Annotated in this window: 19 protein-coding genes; 7 read left to right on the forward strand and 12 right to left on the reverse strand. The window is 50.7% G+C overall.

The genetic code is table 11. From position 1 onward, the window contains the following. Positions 1-335: 335 nt before the first annotated feature. The 4 genes from HF324_RS11395 to HF324_RS11410 all read left to right on the forward strand — a co-directional run bounded on the left by HF324_RS11395 (position 336) and on the right by HF324_RS11410 (position 6,175). Positions 336-2,237, forward strand: coding sequence for a DNA topoisomerase IV subunit B (locus tag HF324_RS11395; protein WP_168802576.1), 1,902 nt, complete (start codon positions 336-338; stop codon positions 2,235-2,237). Between the two features lie 99 nt (positions 2,238-2,336). Next, the gene (locus tag HF324_RS11400; protein ID WP_168859807.1) at positions 2,337-3,224 is read left to right on the forward strand and encodes a DUF1835 domain-containing protein; all 888 of its coding nucleotides are present in this window, start codon (positions 2,337-2,339) and stop codon (positions 3,222-3,224) included. Then, a complete protein-coding gene (locus HF324_RS11405) occupies positions 3,221-3,625 on the forward strand; it encodes a hypothetical protein (RefSeq protein ID WP_168859808.1) in 405 nt (134 codons plus the stop codon). Before HF324_RS11400 ends, HF324_RS11405 begins: the two co-directional genes overlap by 4 nt. 18 nt (positions 3,626-3,643) lie before the next feature. Continuing rightward, complete coding sequence (locus HF324_RS11410) at positions 3,644-6,175, forward strand: DNA gyrase/topoisomerase IV subunit A (protein WP_258539491.1); 2,532 nt, start codon at positions 3,644-3,646, stop codon at positions 6,173-6,175. Between the two features lie 141 nt (positions 6,176-6,316). Here the strand turns inward: HF324_RS11410 and HF324_RS11415 are convergent, their stop codons facing one another. From HF324_RS11415 to HF324_RS11455, 9 genes are all read right to left on the reverse strand, one after another. Further along, on the reverse strand, positions 6,317-7,288 hold the full coding sequence (locus HF324_RS11415; RefSeq protein ID WP_168859810.1) for a hypothetical protein: 972 nt from the start codon (positions 7,286-7,288) through the stop codon (positions 6,317-6,319). A gap of 26 nt (positions 7,289-7,314) precedes the next feature. Next, the gene (locus HF324_RS11420) at positions 7,315-7,836 is read right to left on the reverse strand and encodes a D-glycero-alpha-D-manno-heptose-1,7-bisphosphate 7-phosphatase (RefSeq protein ID WP_168859811.1); all 522 of its coding nucleotides are present in this window, start codon (positions 7,834-7,836) and stop codon (positions 7,315-7,317) included. 2 nt (positions 7,837-7,838) lie between these two features. After that, positions 7,839-8,537, reverse strand: coding sequence for a nucleotidyltransferase family protein (locus HF324_RS11425; RefSeq protein ID WP_220100729.1), 699 nt, complete (start codon positions 8,535-8,537; stop codon positions 7,839-7,841). Beyond that, positions 8,534-9,112 (reverse strand): D-sedoheptulose-7-phosphate isomerase, encoded by a 579-nt coding sequence (locus HF324_RS11430; protein ID WP_168802582.1) that lies wholly within the window; start codon positions 9,110-9,112, stop codon positions 8,534-8,536. The genes HF324_RS11425 and HF324_RS11430 overlap by 4 nt, the downstream gene beginning before the upstream one ends. A 17-nt stretch (positions 9,113-9,129) precedes the next feature. Beyond that, positions 9,130-10,155: a GHMP family kinase ATP-binding protein gene (locus tag HF324_RS11435; RefSeq protein ID WP_168802583.1), complete on the reverse strand. Its 1,026-nt coding sequence runs from the start codon at positions 10,153-10,155 to the stop codon at positions 9,130-9,132. 24 nt (positions 10,156-10,179) lie between these two features. Next, a complete protein-coding gene (locus HF324_RS11440) occupies positions 10,180-11,301 on the reverse strand; it encodes a glycosyltransferase (RefSeq protein WP_168802584.1) in 1,122 nt (373 codons plus the stop codon). A gap of 110 nt (positions 11,302-11,411) precedes the next feature. Continuing rightward, a complete protein-coding gene (locus HF324_RS11445) occupies positions 11,412-12,359 on the reverse strand; it encodes a glycosyltransferase family 2 protein (RefSeq protein ID WP_168802585.1) in 948 nt (315 codons plus the stop codon). 15 nt (positions 12,360-12,374) lie between these two features. Further along, positions 12,375-12,911, reverse strand: coding sequence for a DUF4199 domain-containing protein (locus HF324_RS11450; RefSeq protein WP_168802586.1), 537 nt, complete (start codon positions 12,909-12,911; stop codon positions 12,375-12,377). Between the two features lie 6 nt (positions 12,912-12,917). Then, entirely contained in the window at positions 12,918-14,183 is a 1,266-nt protein-coding gene (locus HF324_RS11455; RefSeq protein ID WP_168802587.1) for a dihydroorotase, read from the reverse strand. Between the two features lie 161 nt (positions 14,184-14,344). Between HF324_RS11455 and HF324_RS11460 the strand changes: the two genes are divergently transcribed. Together HF324_RS11460 and HF324_RS11465 are read left to right on the forward strand one after the other, a co-directional pair. Continuing rightward, entirely contained in the window at positions 14,345-15,298 is a 954-nt protein-coding gene (locus tag HF324_RS11460; protein WP_168802588.1) for a HEAT repeat domain-containing protein, read from the forward strand. 116 nt (positions 15,299-15,414) lie between these two features. Next, positions 15,415-17,628, forward strand: a complete 2,214-nt coding sequence (locus HF324_RS11465; protein WP_168802589.1) for a S9 family peptidase — start codon at positions 15,415-15,417, stop codon at positions 17,626-17,628. A 170-nt stretch (positions 17,629-17,798) separates the two neighbouring features. On the opposite strand, the gene HF324_RS11470 is transcribed toward HF324_RS11465, so the two are convergent. From HF324_RS11470 to HF324_RS11480, 3 genes are all read right to left on the reverse strand, one after another. Continuing rightward, positions 17,799-18,467, reverse strand: a complete 669-nt coding sequence (locus HF324_RS11470) for a DUF1349 domain-containing protein (RefSeq protein WP_168802591.1) — start codon at positions 18,465-18,467, stop codon at positions 17,799-17,801. Between the two features lie 122 nt (positions 18,468-18,589). After that, positions 18,590-19,675, reverse strand: a complete 1,086-nt coding sequence (locus tag HF324_RS11475) for an SGNH/GDSL hydrolase family protein (protein WP_168802592.1) — start codon at positions 19,673-19,675, stop codon at positions 18,590-18,592. 260 nt (positions 19,676-19,935) lie between these two features. After that, positions 19,936-20,961: a LacI family DNA-binding transcriptional regulator gene (locus HF324_RS11480; RefSeq protein WP_168802593.1), complete on the reverse strand. Its 1,026-nt coding sequence runs from the start codon at positions 20,959-20,961 to the stop codon at positions 19,936-19,938. Positions 20,962-21,247: 286 nt separating this feature from the next. Between HF324_RS11480 and HF324_RS11485 the strand changes: the two genes are divergently transcribed. Next, entirely contained in the window at positions 21,248-22,111 is an 864-nt protein-coding gene (locus HF324_RS11485; protein WP_168859812.1) for an OmpA/MotB family protein, read from the forward strand. The last annotated feature ends 5 nt before the right edge of the window (positions 22,112-22,116 follow it).

Consider the following 22,116-nt stretch of genomic DNA (forward strand, 5'->3'; position numbering starts at 1 on the left):
GACATAGGTTTAGGATGTTTTCGATAAATGTGTCTTTCGTAAATATAATTAATTATTTGAATAAAAAATATTTTTCATAGAATTTTGTGAATCCGGAGAGGCAAATAGAAAGATATTCGGTGGTCCCCCCGGCTACTCCCCAAAATTTAACACGACCAATACATTGATAATTAATTGATAATTAATATTCCATACATATTGTATAACTAATACTTGGGATGATTCAATGAATCCTTTATTTTTGCCAGCAATCGGATTTTGCTAAAAGATTTAGTATCCTTGCAGCAGCCTTTTAAACCCTAGGAAAATAAATATTTAGGAAACTTTAATATAATATGGCAAACACGGATAAGACGGATAACAAAGATCTATTTGCTTCCTATACGGAAGACTCCATACGGTCACTGGACTGGCGGGAGCACATCCGCCTCCGTCCCGGTATGTACATCGGTAAGCTGGGCGATGGTTCCAGCATGGACGACGGCATTTACATCCTGCTCAAGGAGGTGGCCGACAACTGTATCGATGAACACACCATGGGATTCGGCAAGCAGATAGACCTGAAAGTAACCGAGCACAGTGTGACGGTGCGCGACTTTGGTCGTGGTATTCCGCTGGGCAAGGTAGTAGATGTGGTGAGTAAGATCAATACCGGCGCCAAATATGACAGCAAGGCCTTTCAGAAATCTGTCGGCCTCAACGGGGTGGGTACCAAAGCGGTGAACGCCCTCTCCAGTTATTTCCGCGTGCAGTCGGTGCGCGATGGCCGCATGAAAGTGGCGGAGTTTGAACGCGGCGTACTGGTCAAGGAACATAAAGAAACCGCTACTTCCGAACCGAACGGCACCCTCGTGACCTTCACGCCGGATGATACCGTTTTCAAAAACTATCGTTACATCCCGGAATTCCTCGAAAACCAGATCTGGAACTACTGCTTCCTGAACGCCGGTCTGACAGTGAATTTCAACGGTAAAAAATACCTCTCCAAAAATGGTCTGCTGGACCTGCTGCAGCGTAAAACCAACGAGGAAGACCTGCGCTATCCCATCATCCACCTGAAAGGAGAAGATATAGAAGTGGCCATCACCCACGAAAACCAATACGGTGAGGAGTACTATTCCTTCGTGAACGGCCAGCATACCACCCAGGGCGGTACGCACCTCGCGGCTTTCCGGGAGGCTTTCGTGAAAACCGTACGCGACTTCTACAAAAAAGATTATGAAGCCACCGACATCCGTTCTTCCATCTGCGCGGCCATCTCCGTACGGGTACAGGAACCGGTGTTCGAATCCCAGACCAAAACCAAACTGGGCTCACAGGTGGTATTCGAAGGCGGTCCTTCTGTAAAAGCATTTGTGCTGGACTTCCTCTCCAAACACCTCGACGATTTCCTGCATCGTAACCCGGCGATAGCCGACGCGATGAAGAAACGCATCGAACAGAGCGAACGCGAAAGAAAAGAACTGGCAGGCATTAAAAAGCTGGCCAACGAAAGAGCAAAGAAAGCCAACCTGCACAACCGTAAACTGCGCGATTGCCGCATCCACCTCAATGAAGAGTTTACCGGCAAAGACAAAGCTGAACAGGAAGCCAAACGGCTGGAAACGACCATCTTCATTACGGAAGGTGATTCCGCCAGCGGCTCCATCACCAAGTCCCGCAACGTGGAAACACAGGCGGTGTTCAGTCTGCGCGGTAAACCCCTGAACAGCTTCGGCCTCACTAAAAAGATCGTGTACGAAAATGAGGAATTTAACCTCCTCCAACACGCGCTTAATATTGAAGAAGGATTGGAAGGGCTGCGCTACAACAACATTGTAGTGGCAACCGATGCCGATGTGGACGGTATGCACATCCGTCTGCTGATCCTCACGTTCTTCCTGCAGTTCTTCCCCGACCTGGTGAAAAACGGGCACGTATATATCCTGGAAACGCCGCTGTTCCGCGTACGTAACAAGCAGCAGACCATCTACTGTTACTCCGAAGAGGAGAAACAGAAAGCAGTGAAGAAACTGGGCAACAAACCGGAGATCACCCGCTTTAAAGGATTGGGAGAGATTTCCCCGGAAGAATTCGGCCGCTTTATCGGCGATGACATCCGTATCGAGCCGATCATCCTGTCGAAAGACATTCATATCCAGAAACTGCTGGAATATTATATGGGCAAAAACACCCAGACCAGACAGGAGTTCATTATCAACAACCTGCGGTACGAAAAAGACCTGATTGAAGAGTAATTACGAATTACGAATTACGAATTATGAATGTGGAGTTTTCAAGGCATTGGTAGTTCGTAATTAATAATTCGTAAACTATAATTCGTAATTCGTAATTGAATGTTACACATCGTGTTTGGCGAGGCTGCAATACCGGTAATGACCGAAGCCATCAGCATGGACGAAAAAATGCAGGGCGAACTGCTTTGCTTTGAAGACGACCTGTCTGTTGGCCCGTTGTTTATCCTCGATACCAAAGAAGGGCAGGCCAACCGCCGCCAGTGGTGGCAGCAGATCAGCGCTACGGCTTCACAGCCGCAGCTGCAGCCGGAATTACTGCCGGAAACGCCTGCTACGGAAACCGTTGCTCCGGCCGCGGAAGAAACGCCGGGCGATGCAGAAGCGCTGAAAGCCCTGAAAACACGCCTGAAAGAGGACCAGGAGCTGGAAGTATGGATATGGGCCGGCCAGAACGCCCGCGACGTATGCGGCTACTACTGGCTGGTAAGCCAGCTGTATGACTTTGCAGGCCGCATCCATATCATCTACCTCAATAACCTGCCTTTCCTGAATGAAAAAGGCGCTATTTTTTATCCTACCCACCTGCACCAGATACTGCCCAGGGAATTCCTGAAAGCGAAGAAACTGGCCAGGCCCATCTCCCTTGCGGAGTTTGAACTGGATGGAGATGAATGGCACCGCCTCATGAATGAGAACGCCGGTATCCGGATGCTGGAAGGCGGTAAAAAAATCAAAGGAGAGCCCACCCTGTTTTATGACAAGGAACTGCTGGCACAAACCGGTAAGGAGTTTGTCAAGGCATGGCGGGTGGTACAACAGGTGACCGGCAAGCTGAAATACCCGGTGCTGGACCTGTTTCTCGGATGGCGTCTGAAAGAGCTGGTGAAAGAAGGTAAAGTGGAAAGTAAAGGCGACCTGAAAACCATCCGTGACTTTGAAGTGAAACTGCCGGGAGAAACGAACACCGAAAATCCTGTATCGGAATGATAAAAGTAACTACCCTGTCTCTGGCAGGAGAAGATGACCGGGGAAGCAACTATCTCTGGGACTGTACCCGGACCGGGGAATTTATGCTGTGCTACCGGCACGCCGGCAGCAGCAGCGGTCAGCACTACCATACCGGTATCAGCGACAATAAAAACCCGGAGATCATGTTCCTGCTTACCGGTAAAGCGCTGATACACTGGTGCCCGGTAGGAGGTAACGAGATCCATACCACGGAAGTTACCGCGCCGGCGCGGGTGGAAGTGCCCGTTAATCTGTGGCACCAGCTGATCGCCGAAACGGATTGCTGCTTTATAGAGCTGAACTCCATGGCCGACGTGCAGAAAGACAGCGTACGCGTATGGCGGGCAGACCTTGAAAAAATGATTATCGAAAAACAGTAAGAGTATTTATACATGGATATGGAAAATATAACATCAGACGAATCGCTGCATAATATCACCCATGTGGGCGGTATGTATGAGAGCTGGTTTCTGGACTATGCATCCTATGTAATCCTGGAGCGCGCCGTACCCAGCGTGGAAGACGGGCTGAAACCCGTACAGCGTCGTATCCTCCACGCCATGAAAGAGATGGATGACGGCCGTTTTAATAAGGTGGCCAATGTGATCGGGCAAACGATGCAGTACCATCCGCATGGCGACGCTTCCATCAGCGACGCTATCGTAAACCTCGGCCAGAAAGATCTCCTGATAGAAACACAGGGTAACTGGGGCGATGTGCGCACCGGCGACGATGCAGCGGCGGCCCGGTACATTGAGGCCCGTCTCTCCAAATTTGCGCTGGACGTGGCGTTCAATCCTAAAACCACTACCTGGCAGCTCAGCTACGATGGCCGTAAAAACGAACCGCTGTCACTGCCCATGAAGTTCCCGCTGCTGCTGGCACAAGGGGCGGAAGGTATCGCGGTGGGACTGTCCACCAAAATATTACCCCACAACTTCAACGAGCTGATAGACGCTTCCATCAAATATCTCAAAGGGAAAAAATTTGAGCTGTTCCCCGATTTCGCTACCGGCGGTATGGTGGACGTAGGCGCTTACAACGATGGTAAACGCGGCGGCAAAGTAAGAGTGCGCGCCCATATCGAAGAGAAAGATAAAAAGACGCTCCTCATCAAAGACGTGCCTTACGGCGTCACCACCACCCAGGTGATGGAGTCTATCGTAAAAGCAAATGACAGCGGTAAGATCAAGATCCGTAAAGTGGTGGACAATACCGCCGCTGAAGTGGAAATTGAAGTGCAGCTGGCGCCCGGCATCTCTCCGGACATCACCATCGACGCACTGTACGCGTTCACGGATTGCGAAATTTCGATTTCACCCAACGCCTGCGTGATCGTGAACGATAAACCGCAGTTCCTCACTGCCTCCGAGTTACTGAGAGCGTCCGCCGACTTTACCAAAGAACTGCTGAGACAGGAACTGGAAATCAAACTGGCGGAATTACAGGACAAATGGCACTACACCTCTCTTGAAAAAATCTTCTTCGAAAAAGGGATCTACAAGGAACTGGAACAGAAGCACAAAGATTGGGAAACAGTGCTGGCTGCCATCGATAAAGGTTTTACGCCGTATAAGAAACAACTGAAACGCGAGATTACCCGCGAAGACATTGTGAAACTCACGGAGAAGCCTGTACGCCGTATTTACCGCCTCGATATCAACGAGCTGAACGAGCAGATCAAAGGACTGGAAGCCGATATCAAGCAGGTGAAAAATGACCTGCAAAACCTGGTGGATTACGCAGTGGCGTATTACGAAGGGCTACAGAAGAAATATGGTAAAGGCCGCGAACGTAAAACAGAAATCAAAACCTTTGATACCATCCAGGTGCAACAGGTAGCGATCGCCAATACCAAAATATATGTAAACCGTGCAGACGGCTTCATCGGCACTTCTCTGAAGAAAGACGAGTTTGTGGCCGACTGTTCCGACCTGGACAATATCATCGTGTTCCGCAGGGATGGCAAAATGCTGGTGACCAAAGTAGCCGATAAAACCTTCGTGGGTAAAGACATCATTCATGTGGACGTGTTCCGTAAAAACGATGAACGTACTACCTACAACATGATCTATGTGGAAGGTAAAACCGGCGTGAGCTACGCCAAACGCTTCAACGTAACCGGCGTTACCCGCGACAAAGAATATGACCTGGCCCATAAAGGAGAGAAAAATTCCAAAGTGCACTACTTCTCTGCCAACCCCAACGGAGAAGCAGAAGTAGTGACCATCAAGCTGAGCCCCAACTGCTCCGCCCGTAACAAGGAGTTTGACCTGTTCTTTGAAACCATCGCTATCAAAGGCCGTATCTCTATGGGTAACCAGGTAACGAAGTACCCGATCCGCAGCGTGAAATTCAAGGAAAAAGGCGTATCCACCCTCGCCGGCCAGAAAATCTGGTACGATTCCGAAACAGGCCGCCTGAACACGGAAGAAAGAGGCGTATACATCGGCAGCTTTGAAGGAGAAGACAAGATCTTCGTGGCGTTCAAGAACGGTACCTACGAGCTGACCAACTATGAGCTCACCAACCGCTATGAATCCAACGATGTGGTTTATATCGAGAAGTTCAATCCGGAAAAAATAGTAACGGCCATCTATTTCGACGCCGATAAAAAGCAGTTCAACGTAAAACGTTTCCGTATCGAAACACAAACGCTGAACAATAAATTCCTCTTCATTAAAGAAGGCAGCGGCAACTACCTGGAGATGGTGACCACCCACACCCAACCGGTGGTGTTACTGAAAACAGGTAAGAAACGCAGTCCTGAAGAAGAAGAGATCGATCTCTCCGAATTCGTGGAAGTAACCGGCTGGAGGACAGTAGGTACCCGTATTGCAGGAGATGACCTGATCAGTGCCGAGTTGTTGTCTGAAGATGAAGATCCGGACCCTAACGAGGATACACAGGTACAGGGAGAGCTGTTCTGATTTGGAGATTTTTTGATTTGCGATTTTTTGATTTTACGAATAAAAGAGCGAAGACCAAAGCGATTTAATTTAGTCGCTTCGGTCTTCGCTTTTATCATCTTATGAAATCAATAAATCGTAAATCAAAAAATCCGTAAATCCCTATTGTTTCTTTTTGCCTTGTTTGTTGGTACTCTCTGCTTCAAAGTCCTCCATTGACCGCGGGTTGGTCATACTTTTCTTTTTCTGGTCCAGCGGTTGCGGTACAGGAGCGCCTTTACCCTGGGGAATAGCGTCATGGAATACTTTGTTGACATGCATCCATTTGCCGCCTTTCCATTTAAAACCTTCATAGTCCATGTCGGACACATAGGTGTATTTTTTTGCCGGCTCGTTGGTTTCGGACACGAGGTGATCAAACACGATCATATCCAGTTCCTTGTTGTAGTTGAGCGTAGCGGTACTTTCTTTTTTGTACTCCATAATAAAACGGTTCCGGGTGGGTTTGGGGACGGAGTCCTCCGCGTAGCTGAAGAATGCGCCGCCAAAAACCGGTGCGCCGTTTTTAAAGGTAAGCATATCCACAATTTTTTTCTGGCTGCGGGGATTATTGGCATCCCAGCCGAAGAGGGTGTAGTACTCCTGGTTGAAGTAGTGGCGTTGCACGATGTTGTAATACAAACAGCCGTACCAGGCTTTGTTACCGGCGATGGTATCCGTATTGGTGATATAGTCGGACACATCAAACAGCGGGAACAGTTTCAGCTGGCCATCGGGCGTGTTCATCTGGATAGCGCCATAGTGGCGGTAAAAGCCGGTTTCCCTTTCCAGTGCCCAGCTGAAGATGCGGAAGCTGCTGTCTTGCGGATATTGTATAGAGACGGTATGCAGGGAGTCGAACGGGAACCGGAAAGACCAGGGTGTTTTAAGGGCCCGTACCAGCGCGGGGATAAACTGTTCTGTGGCAGCTTCCCGGCCGGCATCGCCTTTTCCGGCGAAGATCTCCCGGCTGAGCTGCTGCAGGGTGTCCTGATCTTTCCGCAGGCGTGCGTAGCCGGCGGCGTCAGGTCGTTGCGCCCAAATACCAGCGACGGGTACGAGGAATAGCAGTGACAGTATTATTTTTTTTATCATATCTATAATACGGTTCAGGCTTTAAATTATTGTATGTCTTGTGCAAACCGCAGCAGGTCGGGATATTTTTTATCGATCAGCGGGTGGGGGAAAGGAGTGTCCGGCAGGGTGGTGGCAATGAATACGGTTTGCATGCCCGCATTACGGCCAAACTGCATATCGCTCAGTGTATTCCCGGCCATAAGGGCTTTGCTGAAATCAATGTCCGGGAAATCGTTTTTTGCCCGGTGGGCCATACCGGCGTTGGGTTTGCGGCATGGGCTATTGCTTTCCACGTCGGGACAGAAATAGATTTTGTCGATGCGTCCGCCGGCTTGCCGGATGGTATCCAGCATTTGTGCGTGGATTTCCTGTAAGCCCTCTACGGTGAGCAGCCCGCGTCCGATGCAGCGCTGGTTGGTGACCACAAAGATGCGTTCAAAGCGTTGGGCCAGCAGGGGCATGGCTTCGAGCACTCCTTCACTGAAGCGGAACATACCGGGGTGAAGCACATACCCGTCTTTAATTTCATCGTTGATAACACCGTCCCGGTCAAGAAAGAGATACATATCTATATTTTGGAAAAATGAGCGATAGCCTTGTTATAGTCCTCCGGGATACCGATATCGATGAAATAGGTATCGCTGATATAGCCGTTGAGGTTACCCTGTGCGGCCTGTGGTTCCAGGACGGTTTGTTCAAAGGAGAATTTCACCGGGAGGGACAGGCTTTGGAGGAAGGAGGCGCTGGTAAGGTAGATGCCGCCGTTGATCAGGCCGTTATCGCAATATTGTTTTTCGCGGAAGGCGGCTATTTTGTTTTCAGCGCCCAGCACGATGCTGCCATAGCGGTCGAATTGCTGCATGGGCTTCAGCGCCAGGGTTACCGGGCAGGGAGCGTTGCGGTTGAACCGCACCATTTGCAGCAGGTCCACATCGAAGAAGGTGTCACCGTTAACGATGAACAGCTGATCGCCTTCCAGCAGGGGGAGGGCGTGCAGGATGCCGCCGCCGGTGCCGAGGGGTTCCTGTTCCACGCTGAAAGACACCCTTAGTGGCAGCGGTGTTTGCCGGCACCAGGCGATCACCTGTTCAGACAGGTAGCCGAGCGACAGCACCACATGGCGTATGCCTTGCTGGTGCAGGTATTGTAAAAGGAAATACAGAAAAGGTTTATCGCCGATGGGCGCCATGCATTTGGGTTTGTCTGCTACGGCGCTGCGCAGGCGGGTTCCCAGGCCTCCGGCCAGTACAATACATTCCATACTCATTCGCCGAAGAGGTTGTTTTCCACGATTTCGCAGATGATATGTCCTACGGTGATATGGGCTTCCTGGATACGGGGCGTATCAGTGGAAGGTATATTGATCAGGTAGTCGCATGCATCTTTCATTTTGCCGCCGGTGGCGCCTGTCATTCCCACGATGGTCATGCCTTTTTCCCGGGCCACTTTCATGGCTTCGAGGATGTTGGCGGAGTTGCCGGAAGTGGAAAGGGCTACCAGCACATCGCCGGGTTGTCCCATGCCGCGCAGCATGCGGGCGTATACGTGTTCATAGCCATAGTCGTTGCCTACAGCGGTCATATAGGAAGTATTGCAGTGCAGGGCTTCTGCATAGAGCGGCTCACGGTCTTTATAGAAGCGGCCGGAGAATTCCGCAGCGAGGTGCTGCGCATCGGCAGCGCTGCCGCCGTTGCCGCAGAACAGTACTTTATGGCCCTGTTTCAGGCTGAGGCCGATCGTTTCCGCTACCTGCTGGATGGTATGTAACAGCCGTTCATCCTGACAGATAGCCTCTTTCACAGCGATGCTTTCACGGATGGTCCGGGCGATTTTCGTTTTCATATCGGAATGTTTTAAGGTCAGATACTCCAGGTTTGAATACCATGATGGGTGAAGGTATAACGTTTTACATCGCCGCCAAAGCTGTTGAGGGCGTCTACTACTTTAAAACGGGTGTTTTTAGGACAGTAGAAGATCATGAAGCCGCCACCGCCGGCGCCGGAGATTTTACCGCCGCTGGCGCCTGCTTTGCGGGCCGCTTCGTAGATCTCGTCGAGCTGTGGGTTGGTGATCCCTTTGGCCATCTGTTTTTTGTATTCGAAGCCGTAATTGAGGATGTCTCCTATTTTATCGATGGTACCGCGCAGCAGGGCTTCTTTCATCATCACGGCCTGTTCCTTGAGGTGGTGCATGGCAGCGATAGAGTCGTCCTTTTTGTCGGTCACATTTTTCTGTTGTTCGGAGATGATGGTGGAAGACAGCCTGCTGGTAGATGTATAAAACAACACAAGATTGTTTTCCAGTTCATGCAGGTGTACTTCTTTGATGCGCAGCGGGTTGACGATGACTTTATCGCCGCCGTAGAACTCCATGAAGTTAACGCCGCCGAAGGTGGCAGCGTACTGGTCCTGCTTGCCGCCTGCCTGTTGCAGGTCTTCCCGCTCAATAGAGTAGGCGAGGTGGGCCATGTCATATTCTCCCAGCGGCAGTTTGAGCCATTCGGCGAAAGCGCCGAGCACGGCTACCACGAGGGTGGAGGAGGTGCCGAGGCCGGAGCCGGGGGGCGCGTCCACGTAGGTGGTGAGCCGGAAGCCGCAGGAGGGCAGGCCGCCATAGTCTTTATGTATCCTGTTGATAACGCCTTTGAGGATATCCAGCTTGCCGTCTAACGGCAGCGGGTATACGGCGTCGTAACTGAGTTGTTCTCTTCTGTCGGCAGATTCAAAAACAATTTTGCCGTCGGTCAGCGGTTCTATGGAAGCGCGGGCATACAACGAGATGGTGGCGTTGAGGATGGCGCCGCCATACAGGTCGGAATACGGGCTTACATCGGTGCCGCCACCGGCCAGGCCTATACGTAATGGTGCTTTACTTCTGTAGATCAATGGTTTAAATTTTTAGGCTGATGATCAGCTTTCTGCTAATGTATGAATTTCCCGGGCGAGGCGTGACCAGGAATATTGTTGTTTTTCCTGTTGCAGGGCCGCAGTCATATCTGCCTCGCGGTTGTCCAAGAAATATTTTTCGATGGCGGCGGCGATAGCGGCAGGTTCCGGATCGCACTGGAAGCCTACAACGCCGTCGGGCACCATTTCCACGAGGCCGCCCACGCGGGTGACTACCATTGGTTTTTCAAAATGGTAGGCGATCTGTGAGATACCGCTCTGGGTGGCGCTTTTATAGGGCTGTACCACCAGGTCGGCGGCGCAGAAATAGTTTTTTACGGCATCTGTCGGGATAAAGTCGGTATGCATCAGCACACGGTCGCCCAGTTGCAGTTCCTGCAGCAGTTGCTGGTAGGGGGCGGCGTCTTCATAATATTCACCGGCCACGATAGCGTGGACGTCCAGCTTTTTCATGCGTTCGTCGGCCATTGCTTTCAGCAGCAGGTCGAGGCCTTTATACTGGCGGATAAAGCCGAAGAAAAGGATGTAGCGTTTGCCGGGCTGCAGCTGCAGCCGCTGGCGTGCTTCCGCTTTGGAGATGGGGGTGCCGTAGTTATCGTAGATCGGGTGGGGGATGAGCGATGCCTTTTTGGTGGGCTCAAATACCCGCAGATCATCGAGTACGGACTGGCTCATGGCGATGAAAGCATCTACCGGCTTCAGGAAGTATTTGGTAAAAGCCACGTCGCCGGGGCGTTTTTCGTGCGGCACCACGTTGTCCAGTACGGCAATCACCTTGGTATTGCGGCTTTTGCCCAGCCGGAGCAGTGTGCCCAGCGAGGGGCCCATGACGGGCAACCAGTATTTGGAGATGATGATGTCTGGTTTCATTTTCCGGATCTTGCGCCCAACGATCAGCCAGTTGAGGGGATTCACGGAATTGATGAGCCTTTTTATCCGCAGGTGTTGCGGCGGCGGGTCGGTGGAATACTGGCTTTTGCCGGGAAACAGGAAGCCGGGATATTGCACGGTGAAAGTGAATATTTCCACGTCGTCTGTCAGCTGCAGCTCTTCTGCCAGTCTTTCATTATAAGCAGCCAGCCCACCCCGGAAGGGATAGGCTGTGCCGAGTATGAGCACTTTCATAAAATTACGAATTACGAATTACGAATTACGAATTAGGATTTTCGAATGATGAAGGGGCTGTAACAAAAAACAGGCCCTTAATTCGTAACTCGTAATTCGTAATTCGTAATTTACTTTGATTTGTCCATTCTTGCCTCCACGAGGTAGCTGTTTCTTTCGGGAGCGTTACGGGTGACCAGTTCGCCGATAAATCCGGTAAGGAACAGCTGTGAACCGATGATCATAAACAGGAGGGCGAGGTAAAATACCGGCCTGTCTGTCATGTTATATTTATCATAGAATATTTTGGCGAAGGCAAGGTAGAAGGCGATCACAAAACCGAAGAAGAAGAACAGGGTGCCCAATGCGCCGAAGAGGTGCATGGGACGTTTGCCGAACTTGCCGATGAACATGATGGAGGCGAGGTCGAGGAAGCCGTTGATAAAACGTTCCAGCCCGAACTTGCTGACGCCGTATTTACGGGCGCGGTGTTCCACTACTTTTTCGCCGATGTTGCGGAAGCCGTTCCATTTGGCGATCACTGGGATGTAGCGGTGCATTTCGCCATATACTTCGATGGATTTGATGACTTTCCTGCGGTAGGACTTGAGGCCGCAGTTCATATCGTGCAATTTTACGCCACTCATGCGGGTGGTGGTGTAGTTGTACAGTTTGGACGGCAGGTTTTTGGTGAAAGCATTATCGTAACGTTTCTTTTTCCAGCCGCTGACCAGGTCATAACCATCTTCCACGATCATGCGGTACAGTTCCGGTATTTCATCCGGGCTGTCCTGCAGGTCGGCGTCCATGGTGATCACCACATCGCCCTGGGCGGCATTGAAGCCTTCGTTGAGGGCGGCGGACTTACCATAGTTGCGCTGGAATTTGATGCCTTTGATACAGTGGTTTTGCATAGCCAGTTGCTGGATCACTTCCCAGGAACCATCGGTGCTGCCATCGTCCACCATCCATACTTCGTAGGTGAAACGATGTTCCTGCATGACCCGGTCTATCCAGGCGGCCAGTTCAGGAAGTGATTCTTCTTCGTTTTTTAAAGGAACGATTACGGATATGTTCATTTTTATAGAATAGTATTATGAATGTTTTTGCTCCGGCGCTTTTTTACGCAGGATCAGCGCAATGATAGCGGATACAGCAAAATAAAAGATCACGTTTCTCAGGTAATCGAGGAAGGACTTGGAAAAGCTTACTGAAAAGTCAGTGCTGTTGATGCTGTCCAGTTGGCTTTCCAGCTGGTCCTGTGGCGCCCCGAAAGTCCGCAATACACGTTCCGTTGTAGCGAGCGTGTGTTGTTTGAATGCCTCGGAGAGATTCGGATCGATATACTTATACAATACAAACTGATAGACTGTTATCATTAGTGTGCTGATAATAAAAGTGGTGTACACTGGTTTTATCATGGTTTTAAAACCGACGTAAGGGCCCACCTGTCTTTTACGCTCTTTGCCTGCCAGGACAGCGAAAACGATCAGCAGTATCATCTGGGCGATGCCGTTCAGGAAGGAAAACAATACTTCATGGCCGGCTATCCATGACCCCACATTCAACAAAATAAGAACGACGCCGGCGATGATACCCCATTTCACCCCGGGATTGGAAGACTGCAGCATATAGGTTTATTTGTTGATGTGAAAAATAGGACCATTCACTGTAGCAATAACCTTGCCTTTCAGTGAGGTGCCAATATAAGCCGAATTTTTCGATCTGGAGGCGATATGGCCGGCAGTGAATTCCCAGGTGGCTGCCGGATCGAAGATGGTGAGGTTGGCGGCGGCGCCGTCCCGGATCTCAGGTTGCGGCTGTTTGAAGATGGCGCGCGGTTTCTCTGTCAGCATCGCGATATGTTGTTCCAGCGGCAATTGCGGCAGGTAGTGGCGGATGACGCCGAAGCTGCTTTCCAGGCCGATCATGCCGTTTTTCGCATATTCGAACTCTACTTGTTTGGCGTCCCATTCCTGGGGCACGTGGTGAGTGGCGAAGCAGTCCACCGTGCCGTGTACGATGGCCTCCTGGATGGCTTTCACGTCGTCTGCGCTGCGCAGCGGCGGGTTTACCTTCAGGTTGGAATCATAATTGACCAGTTGCCCGTCGGTGAGCGACAGGTGGTAGGGGGTGACAGAGCAGGTAACCTTGATGCCGTCTGCTTTGGCGGCGGCGATCAGTTCTATGGATTTGCGGGTGCTTACGCCCGTGATATGAATGCGGGAATCGGTGTACTTAGCCAGTTCCAGGTCACGCTGAATGATCAGTTCTTCTGCCAGCGCAGGTTTGCCGGGCATGCCGAGTTGCGTGGAGTAGATACCTTCGTGCATGAGGCCATGGGCGGAGATGCTCTGGTCGTCCGGCAGCTGGATCAGTGTGCCGTCGAATGCTTTGATGTACTGTAATGCTTTGAGCATCAGTCCGGGGGACTGCAGCGGTTTGAGGCCGTCGGAGAAAGCTACTGCGCCGTTTTGCTGCATTTCATACATTTCGGCGAGGCCGGTGCCTTCCAGGTTTTTGGTGACCGCGCCGATGGGCAGTACGGTGGCTGCGGCATGGCGGGTTTTGCTCAGCACGTACTCGATCTGCGGTTTGGTATGCAGGGCCGGTTGGGTGTTGGGCACCACCATTACGGTAGTGTAACCGCCTGTTGCCGCAGCTTTTACGCCGGTATAGAGGTCTTCCTTGTGTTCCAGCCCTGGATCGCAGAAATGGGCGAAAATGTCCATCCAGCCTGCAGACACGTGCAGGTTCTCTCCGGAGATCACCGTCGCCCGTGCATCTTCCAGGTGGTCGCCTACCTGTTGGATAATGCCGTTCTGTATGGAAATGTCTTTTTGCTGCCCGTGGAAGGGAGAGGAAGGCGCTATAACCTTTACGTTTTTGAGTAGTATGTGCATGCTTTTCGTTCTATTCAGTATCAAAACCTGTCCAAAAATACAGGGGCAAATGTAACATAAAACTGTTAATTGATAAAGCCCTCCCGTAGCCCTTTTCCCGCTTTTTGTTCAGGTTGGTATGATAATTGAAAACAGAGGGTAGCAGATCAAAATAACTCAGGATGAATGATTATCTCATTAACCTTGTCACACGTATATGCGACCGCTCGGAACAGTTGAATGACTCCCAAACCATCAGCTGGCAGGCGCTCCGCGAGGCCGAACAGCTGGCCAACCACGCGTATGTGCCGATTCTGTACCAATATATCGCAACAGAACCTGATAAGGAAAAACGAAGAGCCGCCGGCTTTATTATTATTCAGCTCTCCAGGAACACCAATGACCCGGAAGTGATCCGGTTTATGCTGGACCGCCTGCGGGTGGAACAGGAACCGGACATGATCACCGCTATCCAGCAGGACCTGGAACGCGGCCCGCAGATCCCCGGTTATATGAACCTCGACCCGCTGCTGAACAATACCCTGTCGCTCAATAATAATGTGCGCCGCTCCGCACTTTTCGCCCTCCGCGGCACCAACAACCCACAGGTAGAAGAATGGGCGCTAAACTTGTTGAAACGGACTGTAAATGAATATGATATATATTATATAGTCTTATTGCTGCACAAGGTGGCCACAAAAAAAAGCCTGCCTGCGCTCAAGCGCCTGCTGGAGCACCCGCGCCAGGATGTGAAAGGGCTGGCATTTGCCACCATCGCGGACATTGAGAAAGAGAAAGAAGCGCTGTTCTACGCCCGCTGCCTGCTCCGCGGCCAGTTGAAATCAGAGGCGATGGAGGCGATCTATAAATATGCAGATGAAAGCGCCATACAGGCGGTCATCACCCGCATTACCGAGATGCTTTCCAAAAGACGCAGCAGTGGCCGGCTTTCACTGGAAACATTTAAAAACGGCTTTACTGACCTGATGCTGGGCATGGAGTTCCTGTTCCGCTTCCGTACTGTTAAAAGCGAAGTAAAAAAGACTTTCTCCTGGATCACCGAAAAAAGAGCAGAATACCTGCTGCCAGAAGAACGCGAATGGATACAACGCAACCTTGTCATGAATAAAGGTTGATACCCCGTCAGCCCCGCATCTTCCCCCTCCTTTTATCCTGATATTTGCCCGCATAGCTTCCCTAACGGTGGTGCATACCTCGTAATTCTTTACATTTGGAACCTTAAAATGTAAGGATGAAAAGAGGACTGATACTGCTTTTGGCAGGTGCTATGGCCGGCGGCATCCAAAATGCCCGCGCCCAGCAGCAAATGTACACCATGACACAGGCCACCAATGGGCTCCGTGCCGACCTGGCGCCTGAAAGACTGAAACAATTCGAATGGCTGCCCGGCGAAAACGCCTACACCAGGGCGGTAATGGCCGGTAATCAGCAGGTATGGGTGAAATACACCGTATTAGGCGGCAGAGCCTTACCCAAAACAGATACCCTGCTGGCACTGAATACGCTCAACCAGCAACTTTTTTCCCAACGACCTTTACGCGCTTTACCCGTCCTGCACTGGCTGGACAATACCCATGCATGGTTTGCCATGGGCAACGACCTGTATAACGGTACCCTGGAAAACAGAACGATCACTTTCAGCAAATGGTGCTCCCTGCCGCAGGAGGCTGAAAACGTAACCGTCAACCCCAAAAGCCGCCACATTGCCTATACGGTAAAAAACAATCTCCTGCTGCGTACCGCCGATGGCCAGGAATTGCCCGTCACACAGGATGCGGACATCAATATAGTAAACGGTAAAAGCGTGCACCGCGACGAATTCGGTATCGACAGAGGCATCTTTTTCTCTCCGCAGGGCGACCTGGTAGCGTTCTACCGGATGGACCAGCGGATGGTCAACGATTACCCGGTCATCGACTGGTCGGTGGTGCCTGCACATGCCAATATCATCAAATATCCCATGGCCGGTGGTAAATCCCACGAGGTAACCCTGGGCATCTATCAGCCATCTACCCGCAAAACCGTCTTCCTGAAAACAACCGGAGAAGCAGATCACTACCTGACCTGTGTTACCTGGGCGCCTGACCAGCAGTCCGTTTATGTGGCGCTGCTCAACAGGGACCAGAACCACCTGTCGCTCAACCAGTACAGCGCTGCTACCGGAGAACTGATCAAAACACTTTTTGAAGAGAAAGATCCCAAATATGTACATCCGTCACACCCGCTCACTTTCCTGCCGGGCAAGCCAGACCAGTTTATCTGGTGGAGTGACCGTGACGGCTATACGCACCTGTATCTGTACAATACTGCCGGGCAACTGCAAAAGCAACTGACCAAAGGCGACTGGGTAGTCAATGAATTGCAGGGTTTTCATAACGCCGCCAATGAAATGATCATCACGGCTGCGAAAGAAAGCCCGATGGAAAAGCACGGTTATGCCGTGAACCTGAAAACCGGCGCCCTGCGTCGTCTGGACCAGGCGGCAGGCTGGCATGATATACAGGTGAGCAGCACCGGCGACTATGTGCTGGACAGCTATACTTCCGGAAATGTGCCTTCTATGGCAGTTATCACGGGGCTGAACGGCAAGTATGCAGAAACCATCCTGAAAGCCGAAGATCCGCTGAAAAATTTCAAACGGCCGGAGATCAGGCAGGTGACGCTGAAAGCCGACGATGGCACGCCGCTTTACGGTAAACTGATATTGCCGGTAGATTTCGACAGCACCCGTCAGTACCCGGTGATCGTATACCTGTATAACGGGCCTAACGTACAGTTGATCCGCAATACTTTCCCTTACAGCGGCAACCTGTGGTATGAGTACATGGCGCAGCGCGGGTATGTAGTATTTACCATGGACGGCCGCGGCAGCGCCAACAGGGGCATGGCTTTCGAACAGGCTACTTTCCGCCGGCTGGGCACTGTGGAAATGAACGATCAGTTGCAGGGCGTATCTTATCTGAAATCACTGCCTTATGTAAATCAGCAGAAAATGGGCGTCCATGGCTGGAGCTTCGGTGGTTTTATGACCACTTCGCTGATGCTGCGCCATCCCGACGTGTTTAAAGTTGGCGTAGCCGGTGGTCCGGTGATTGACTGGAGCATGTATGAAGTGATGTATACAGAGCGTTACATGGACACGCCGCAGCAGAATCCCGAAGGCTATGCCAACGCCAACCTGCTCACCCAAACAAAAAACCTGAAAGGTAAACTGATGCTGATCCATGGCACCAACGATGACGTGGTGGTATGGCAGCATTCCGTGAACTTCCTGAGAGCCTGTGTGGACAATGGCGTCCAGGTGGATTACTTTGTATATCCCGGTCACCTGCACAACGTGCTGGGCAAAGACAGGGTTCATCTGATGCAGAAGATCACGGATTATTTCGACGCGCATCTTGCACGCAAAGACGCAGAGCAGCAAAGCGCGCAAAGAGATAAATAAGAAAATAAAGAAAGCAAAGAAAGCAAAGAAGACAAGAAAGTAAAGACTATAGAGGAGCGACTAAAGAAAAGCAAAGAGGCGGGGACCAAATTTGATCTCCGCCCCTTTGCTTTCTTATTTTAATCTTAAAAAAATCTTTGCGTGCTTTGCTGCTTTGCGCCTTTGCGAGACTACATACCGCCTGTTTTAGCATCTTTAAATACGCCCGGCGTGTATACGATCTCGGAGAAAGTGCTGGTGCATGTTTCTCCCAGTGGGGACTGGGAAGAAAAACCCACCCGGATGGGCGCTTTGGGTACAAAGTTGACGAGTCGTACTGCTTCCCAGGTTTTACCTTCAAGCGAATAAAAAAGCCCGAACATATTGCCTGATTTCGCCAGCCGGAAATACACTTCATTTTTAGTCGTGATGGCGTTGTTGCTGTCATCCGTATAGGTGTTGGTCACGCCGGAGCAAACGGCCAGTTTGCCATAGTGGCTGTTTTCAAAGAGGAATTTGATGTACTGGGTAGAGTCCACCATGACATAGATGGCGCCGCCGTCGTACGTTTTTTTGAAGTCCACTTTGATTTTGGCGGTCAGCACAAAGTTCTCATCCGGTTTGAACGCCAGGATGGGAGCGGTGGCAATGTTGTAGTTGCCGCCGGGGTAGTTGTAAAAATCAGAGCCTTGTCCGGCGGTGATGGAGAGGCTGTCTGCGGTGGCAGAAAAATTTTTCGGTGTGTTGATCCAGCTACAGGGATAGGGTATGCCTTTGATCCGGACGCTGTCTGCCGGGTTGGCCACAGCGCTGAAGAAAGCCAGGACCAGGCTGCCGAGTACAAAAAGTTTCTTTTTCACTATCGTGGTTTTAAATAAATACTGGCGAACAATATATAAACTAAAAAATGAAGAAACGATAAATTTCCCGGGGTGGTAGTCCCGGGATAATGATGTGCGTGATATTCAGGTGTTTGAAGTGTTTACAGCCCTTTGGTCAGTTTGCGCAGGGTAGGGAGGATGTGGGCCGCGAAGCGTTCCATGCCTACGTCGTTGGGATGTACGCCGTCTACCGTGCCTTCGTGATCGGCGCCGAGGAAGCCGTCGCCGCTGATGTAGTGAAGGTTTTTAACGCCTGCTTTTTTCAGGTCGTTGTATGCTTTTTTCAGCTCCGCTCTTTTGCGGAAAACGATATCGTGAATATCTTTTTCAAAATAAGCATGTTCATACATGTAGTTCTCCACCAGCAGCACCGGTGTTTGCGGTTTACAGGCGCGTATTTGTTCCACCAGTTTCACGGCGCGTTCATGGATGAGTTCCGGTGCCGTATTCGGATTACAATCGATGACAATAAGCGAAGGATCTGTTTCACAGATGGCTTCGCCTACAGCGGTTTCAAACATGCCGTTGCCGCTGAAGCCGAGGTTGATAAAGGGGCGTTGCAGCTGGCGGACGAGGATATTGGTATACGCCATGCCGGGGCGGGTAGCGCATCCGCCCTGGGCGATGCTGCTGCCATAGTAAACAATTGGTTTTTTGTCTATCAGCAGGGATTGCTGTGGTTTCTCTATAACAGCGCCAGTATTCACGCCGATGGAGAGGGAGTCTACGCCGTCATACAAAGGAAGGAAGAGCACATATTCCCGCCAGGAGCCGTCGCCCTTTTTGAGAATGGTTTTTTCGGAACGGGCATCATTGCCGGGGATGGCACTGTTAACGAACTGCCATTGATGATTGACCAGGGCATAGAGGTCGAGCCCTCTTATGCCGGTAGCGGTCATATGGTTCATGGCGTTGTTGTTGAGTACTTTCCAGCGGGCGCCGATGGTGGTGGCATTGGTACGGAACCGGATGGCGACGCCGGCGCTGTTGCGGCTCAGCGCCCATACAGCGGGCCGGACTGTTTTTTCATATTTCGCAGGAAGCCGGTTGTAATTGGTTTCTGTGTGGTACTTACCGATCACCGGGAATGTCATGGCATCGTGGTAAACAAGGGCAGGCGTTTGTGCAAAGAGGCTGCCGCAGCAGATCAGCAGTGCCACCAGGGATAGCATCGTTTTGTTCATCATACGTGATTATTGATTAGCACCGGACAATATACAGGAAAAGAGAGAGAAATACACGTTTTAACGCCTTTACGCAAACGCTTGCGCGGATAACGCAAGCGTTTGCGTACACGGAATATGAAAAGAATTCTCTAAAATAGTGGTGCAATTACAGAAAATAGATTAGCTCCAAGCAGCAATAACAGAACAGCGAACAATGAGGTCGATAAGCCTGTGCCACGGTGTCCTACTGTGGCAGGGTTATCGCCAAAGCGGGCTGGTTTTTACCGGTCATGAATCACCAGGCGTGACTCCATAATGGTATTGGTATAGTCGTTGAGCGGGTGTTCTCCATTCAGCAGCGACAGCAGCATATTAGTAGCAGCCTGCCCCTGTTCATAGGGGAACTGTTCTACCGAAGCTGCCGGGGGAAAGGCCGTATACCCGCTGACCGGCGTGTTGGCGTAAGATACAAAAGTAATGTCTTTATTTATTTCCAGTTTTCTTTTCAGTGCATATTGTACCGCATCCATGGCCACGTAGTCGTTGAACGTGACGATGGCGGTGACTTTCCGTTTCAGCGACAGGAGGTATTCCATGGCGCTGTCGGTGCCGGCGGCGGTGAGATCGGCGTTGACTATCAGTTCGGGGTCGTACTTGAGCCGGTGCTTGCGCAGTGCCTTGATATAGCCGGTAGCCCTTTCTTTGCTGGCCACCAGCTGTTCCGGGCCGTTGATCATCCCGATGACGCGGTGCCCTTTTTTCAGCAGGAAATCCACTGCCTGTATGGTGCCCGATTCCAGGTTACAGGAAACGGCATGGATGTCATGCAGGTCCGGCACACGGTCGAAGAATACTACCGGAATGCGTGCCTGGCGCAGCATTTCGAAGTGATCGTAGTTACGGGTGTTTTTCCCGATAGACACGATACAGCCATCCACCCGGTGCTGTTTCATGCTCTGGATGATCTGCTTTTCCCGGGCTTCGTCGTCGTGCGACTGGCCCAGCAGTACGGTGTAGTTGTTGCTGTAGGCGGTATCTTCAATACCGCTGATGGCGCTGGAGAAAAAGGCTTCAGACAGTTCGGGCAACAGGATGCCGATGGTGAAAGTTTTTCCCTGCTGAAAATAAACCGCGGTCTGGTTGCGCTCATAATTCAGTTCCGCCGCCAGCGCTTTCACGCGGGCTTTGGTCCTCAATCCTATACTGTGATGGTCATGCAATGCCCTTGATACAGTAGATACAGAGATATTCAGCCTTTTTGCAATTTCCTTTATTGTTGGTTGACCCGAAGAAACCACCTTTCTCATACATTTTACAGCAATTAATGGAAAATAGATGCAGCAATATGCGCCTCGTTGCCAAGTTACTTAGTTATTGAATAATATTAACTTTTTTTTATGGGTTCGATTAACGAATTGAATTTACACGGATTAAATGAAGATATGAAAAAGTAGTTTAATGCAATCGGATGCGAATTTTTTCCCCCTTGTACTCTTCGGCTTGTTATTTGTTACTTTCGTGCATCCTCCATTGTACCTCTGCCATTTTTTATATATTTTATTTGTTAGATTAGTTTTATTTAAAATCTATTTTATGAGGATAGGATACTTAGCCTTACCTGTGGCACTGATTACCATTATGGCCTCCTGCTCAGCACCCAGAAAACTGAGAGAATCTGAAGCAAGATATGCCCGGCTGGACAGTTTATACAGGTCAACAGAGAACCAGCGTAAAAAATGTGAAGAAGACGCCGCGAGGGCAGCAGCTGCCTACAAAGACAAGATGGAAAACTTGCAGGAACAACAGACACAATTGAAGGCCAACAACTCACAGATGCTGGACCACCTGAAAGAGCTGTCCGTTATATCCAATGCCCAGGCGGAAAGCATCAAGAAGTCACTCGACAACATCGGTGCGAAAGACGCCTATATCAAAGACCTGCAGTCTGCCATTGCCCGTAAAGACTCCCTCAACATGCAGCTGGTGATGAACCTGAAAGGCGCCATCGGTAACATGGATGACAAAGACATCAACATCAAGGTAGAAAAAGGAGTAGTATATATCGATATTTCCGATAAACTGCTGTTTAAGAGCGGTAGCTACGACGTAACAGAACGTGCGAAAGAAGTACTGGGTAAAGTAGCCAAGGTGCTCATCGCCCAGCCTGATATCGAGTTTATGGTGGAAGGCCATACCGACAATGTGCCTTACCGTCCGAATGTATTGCTCGACAACTGGGACCTGAGCGTGAAGAGAGCAACATCCGTGGTGCGTATTCTGCAGAACCAGTACCAGATACCGGCTGCCCGTATGACTGCCGCAGGCCGCAGCGAATACCAACCGGTAGCTTCCAACGATACGCCGGAAGGACGTGGCGCTAACCGCAGAACAAGGATCGTGATCCTGCCGCAGCTGGACCAGTTCTTCAAATTACTGGAAAAACCAGCAGGCAACTAATTTGG

The organism is Chitinophaga oryzae (assembly GCF_012516375.2).
In the GTDB taxonomy this organism is placed as follows: domain Bacteria; phylum Bacteroidota; class Bacteroidia; order Chitinophagales; family Chitinophagaceae; genus Chitinophaga; species Chitinophaga oryzae.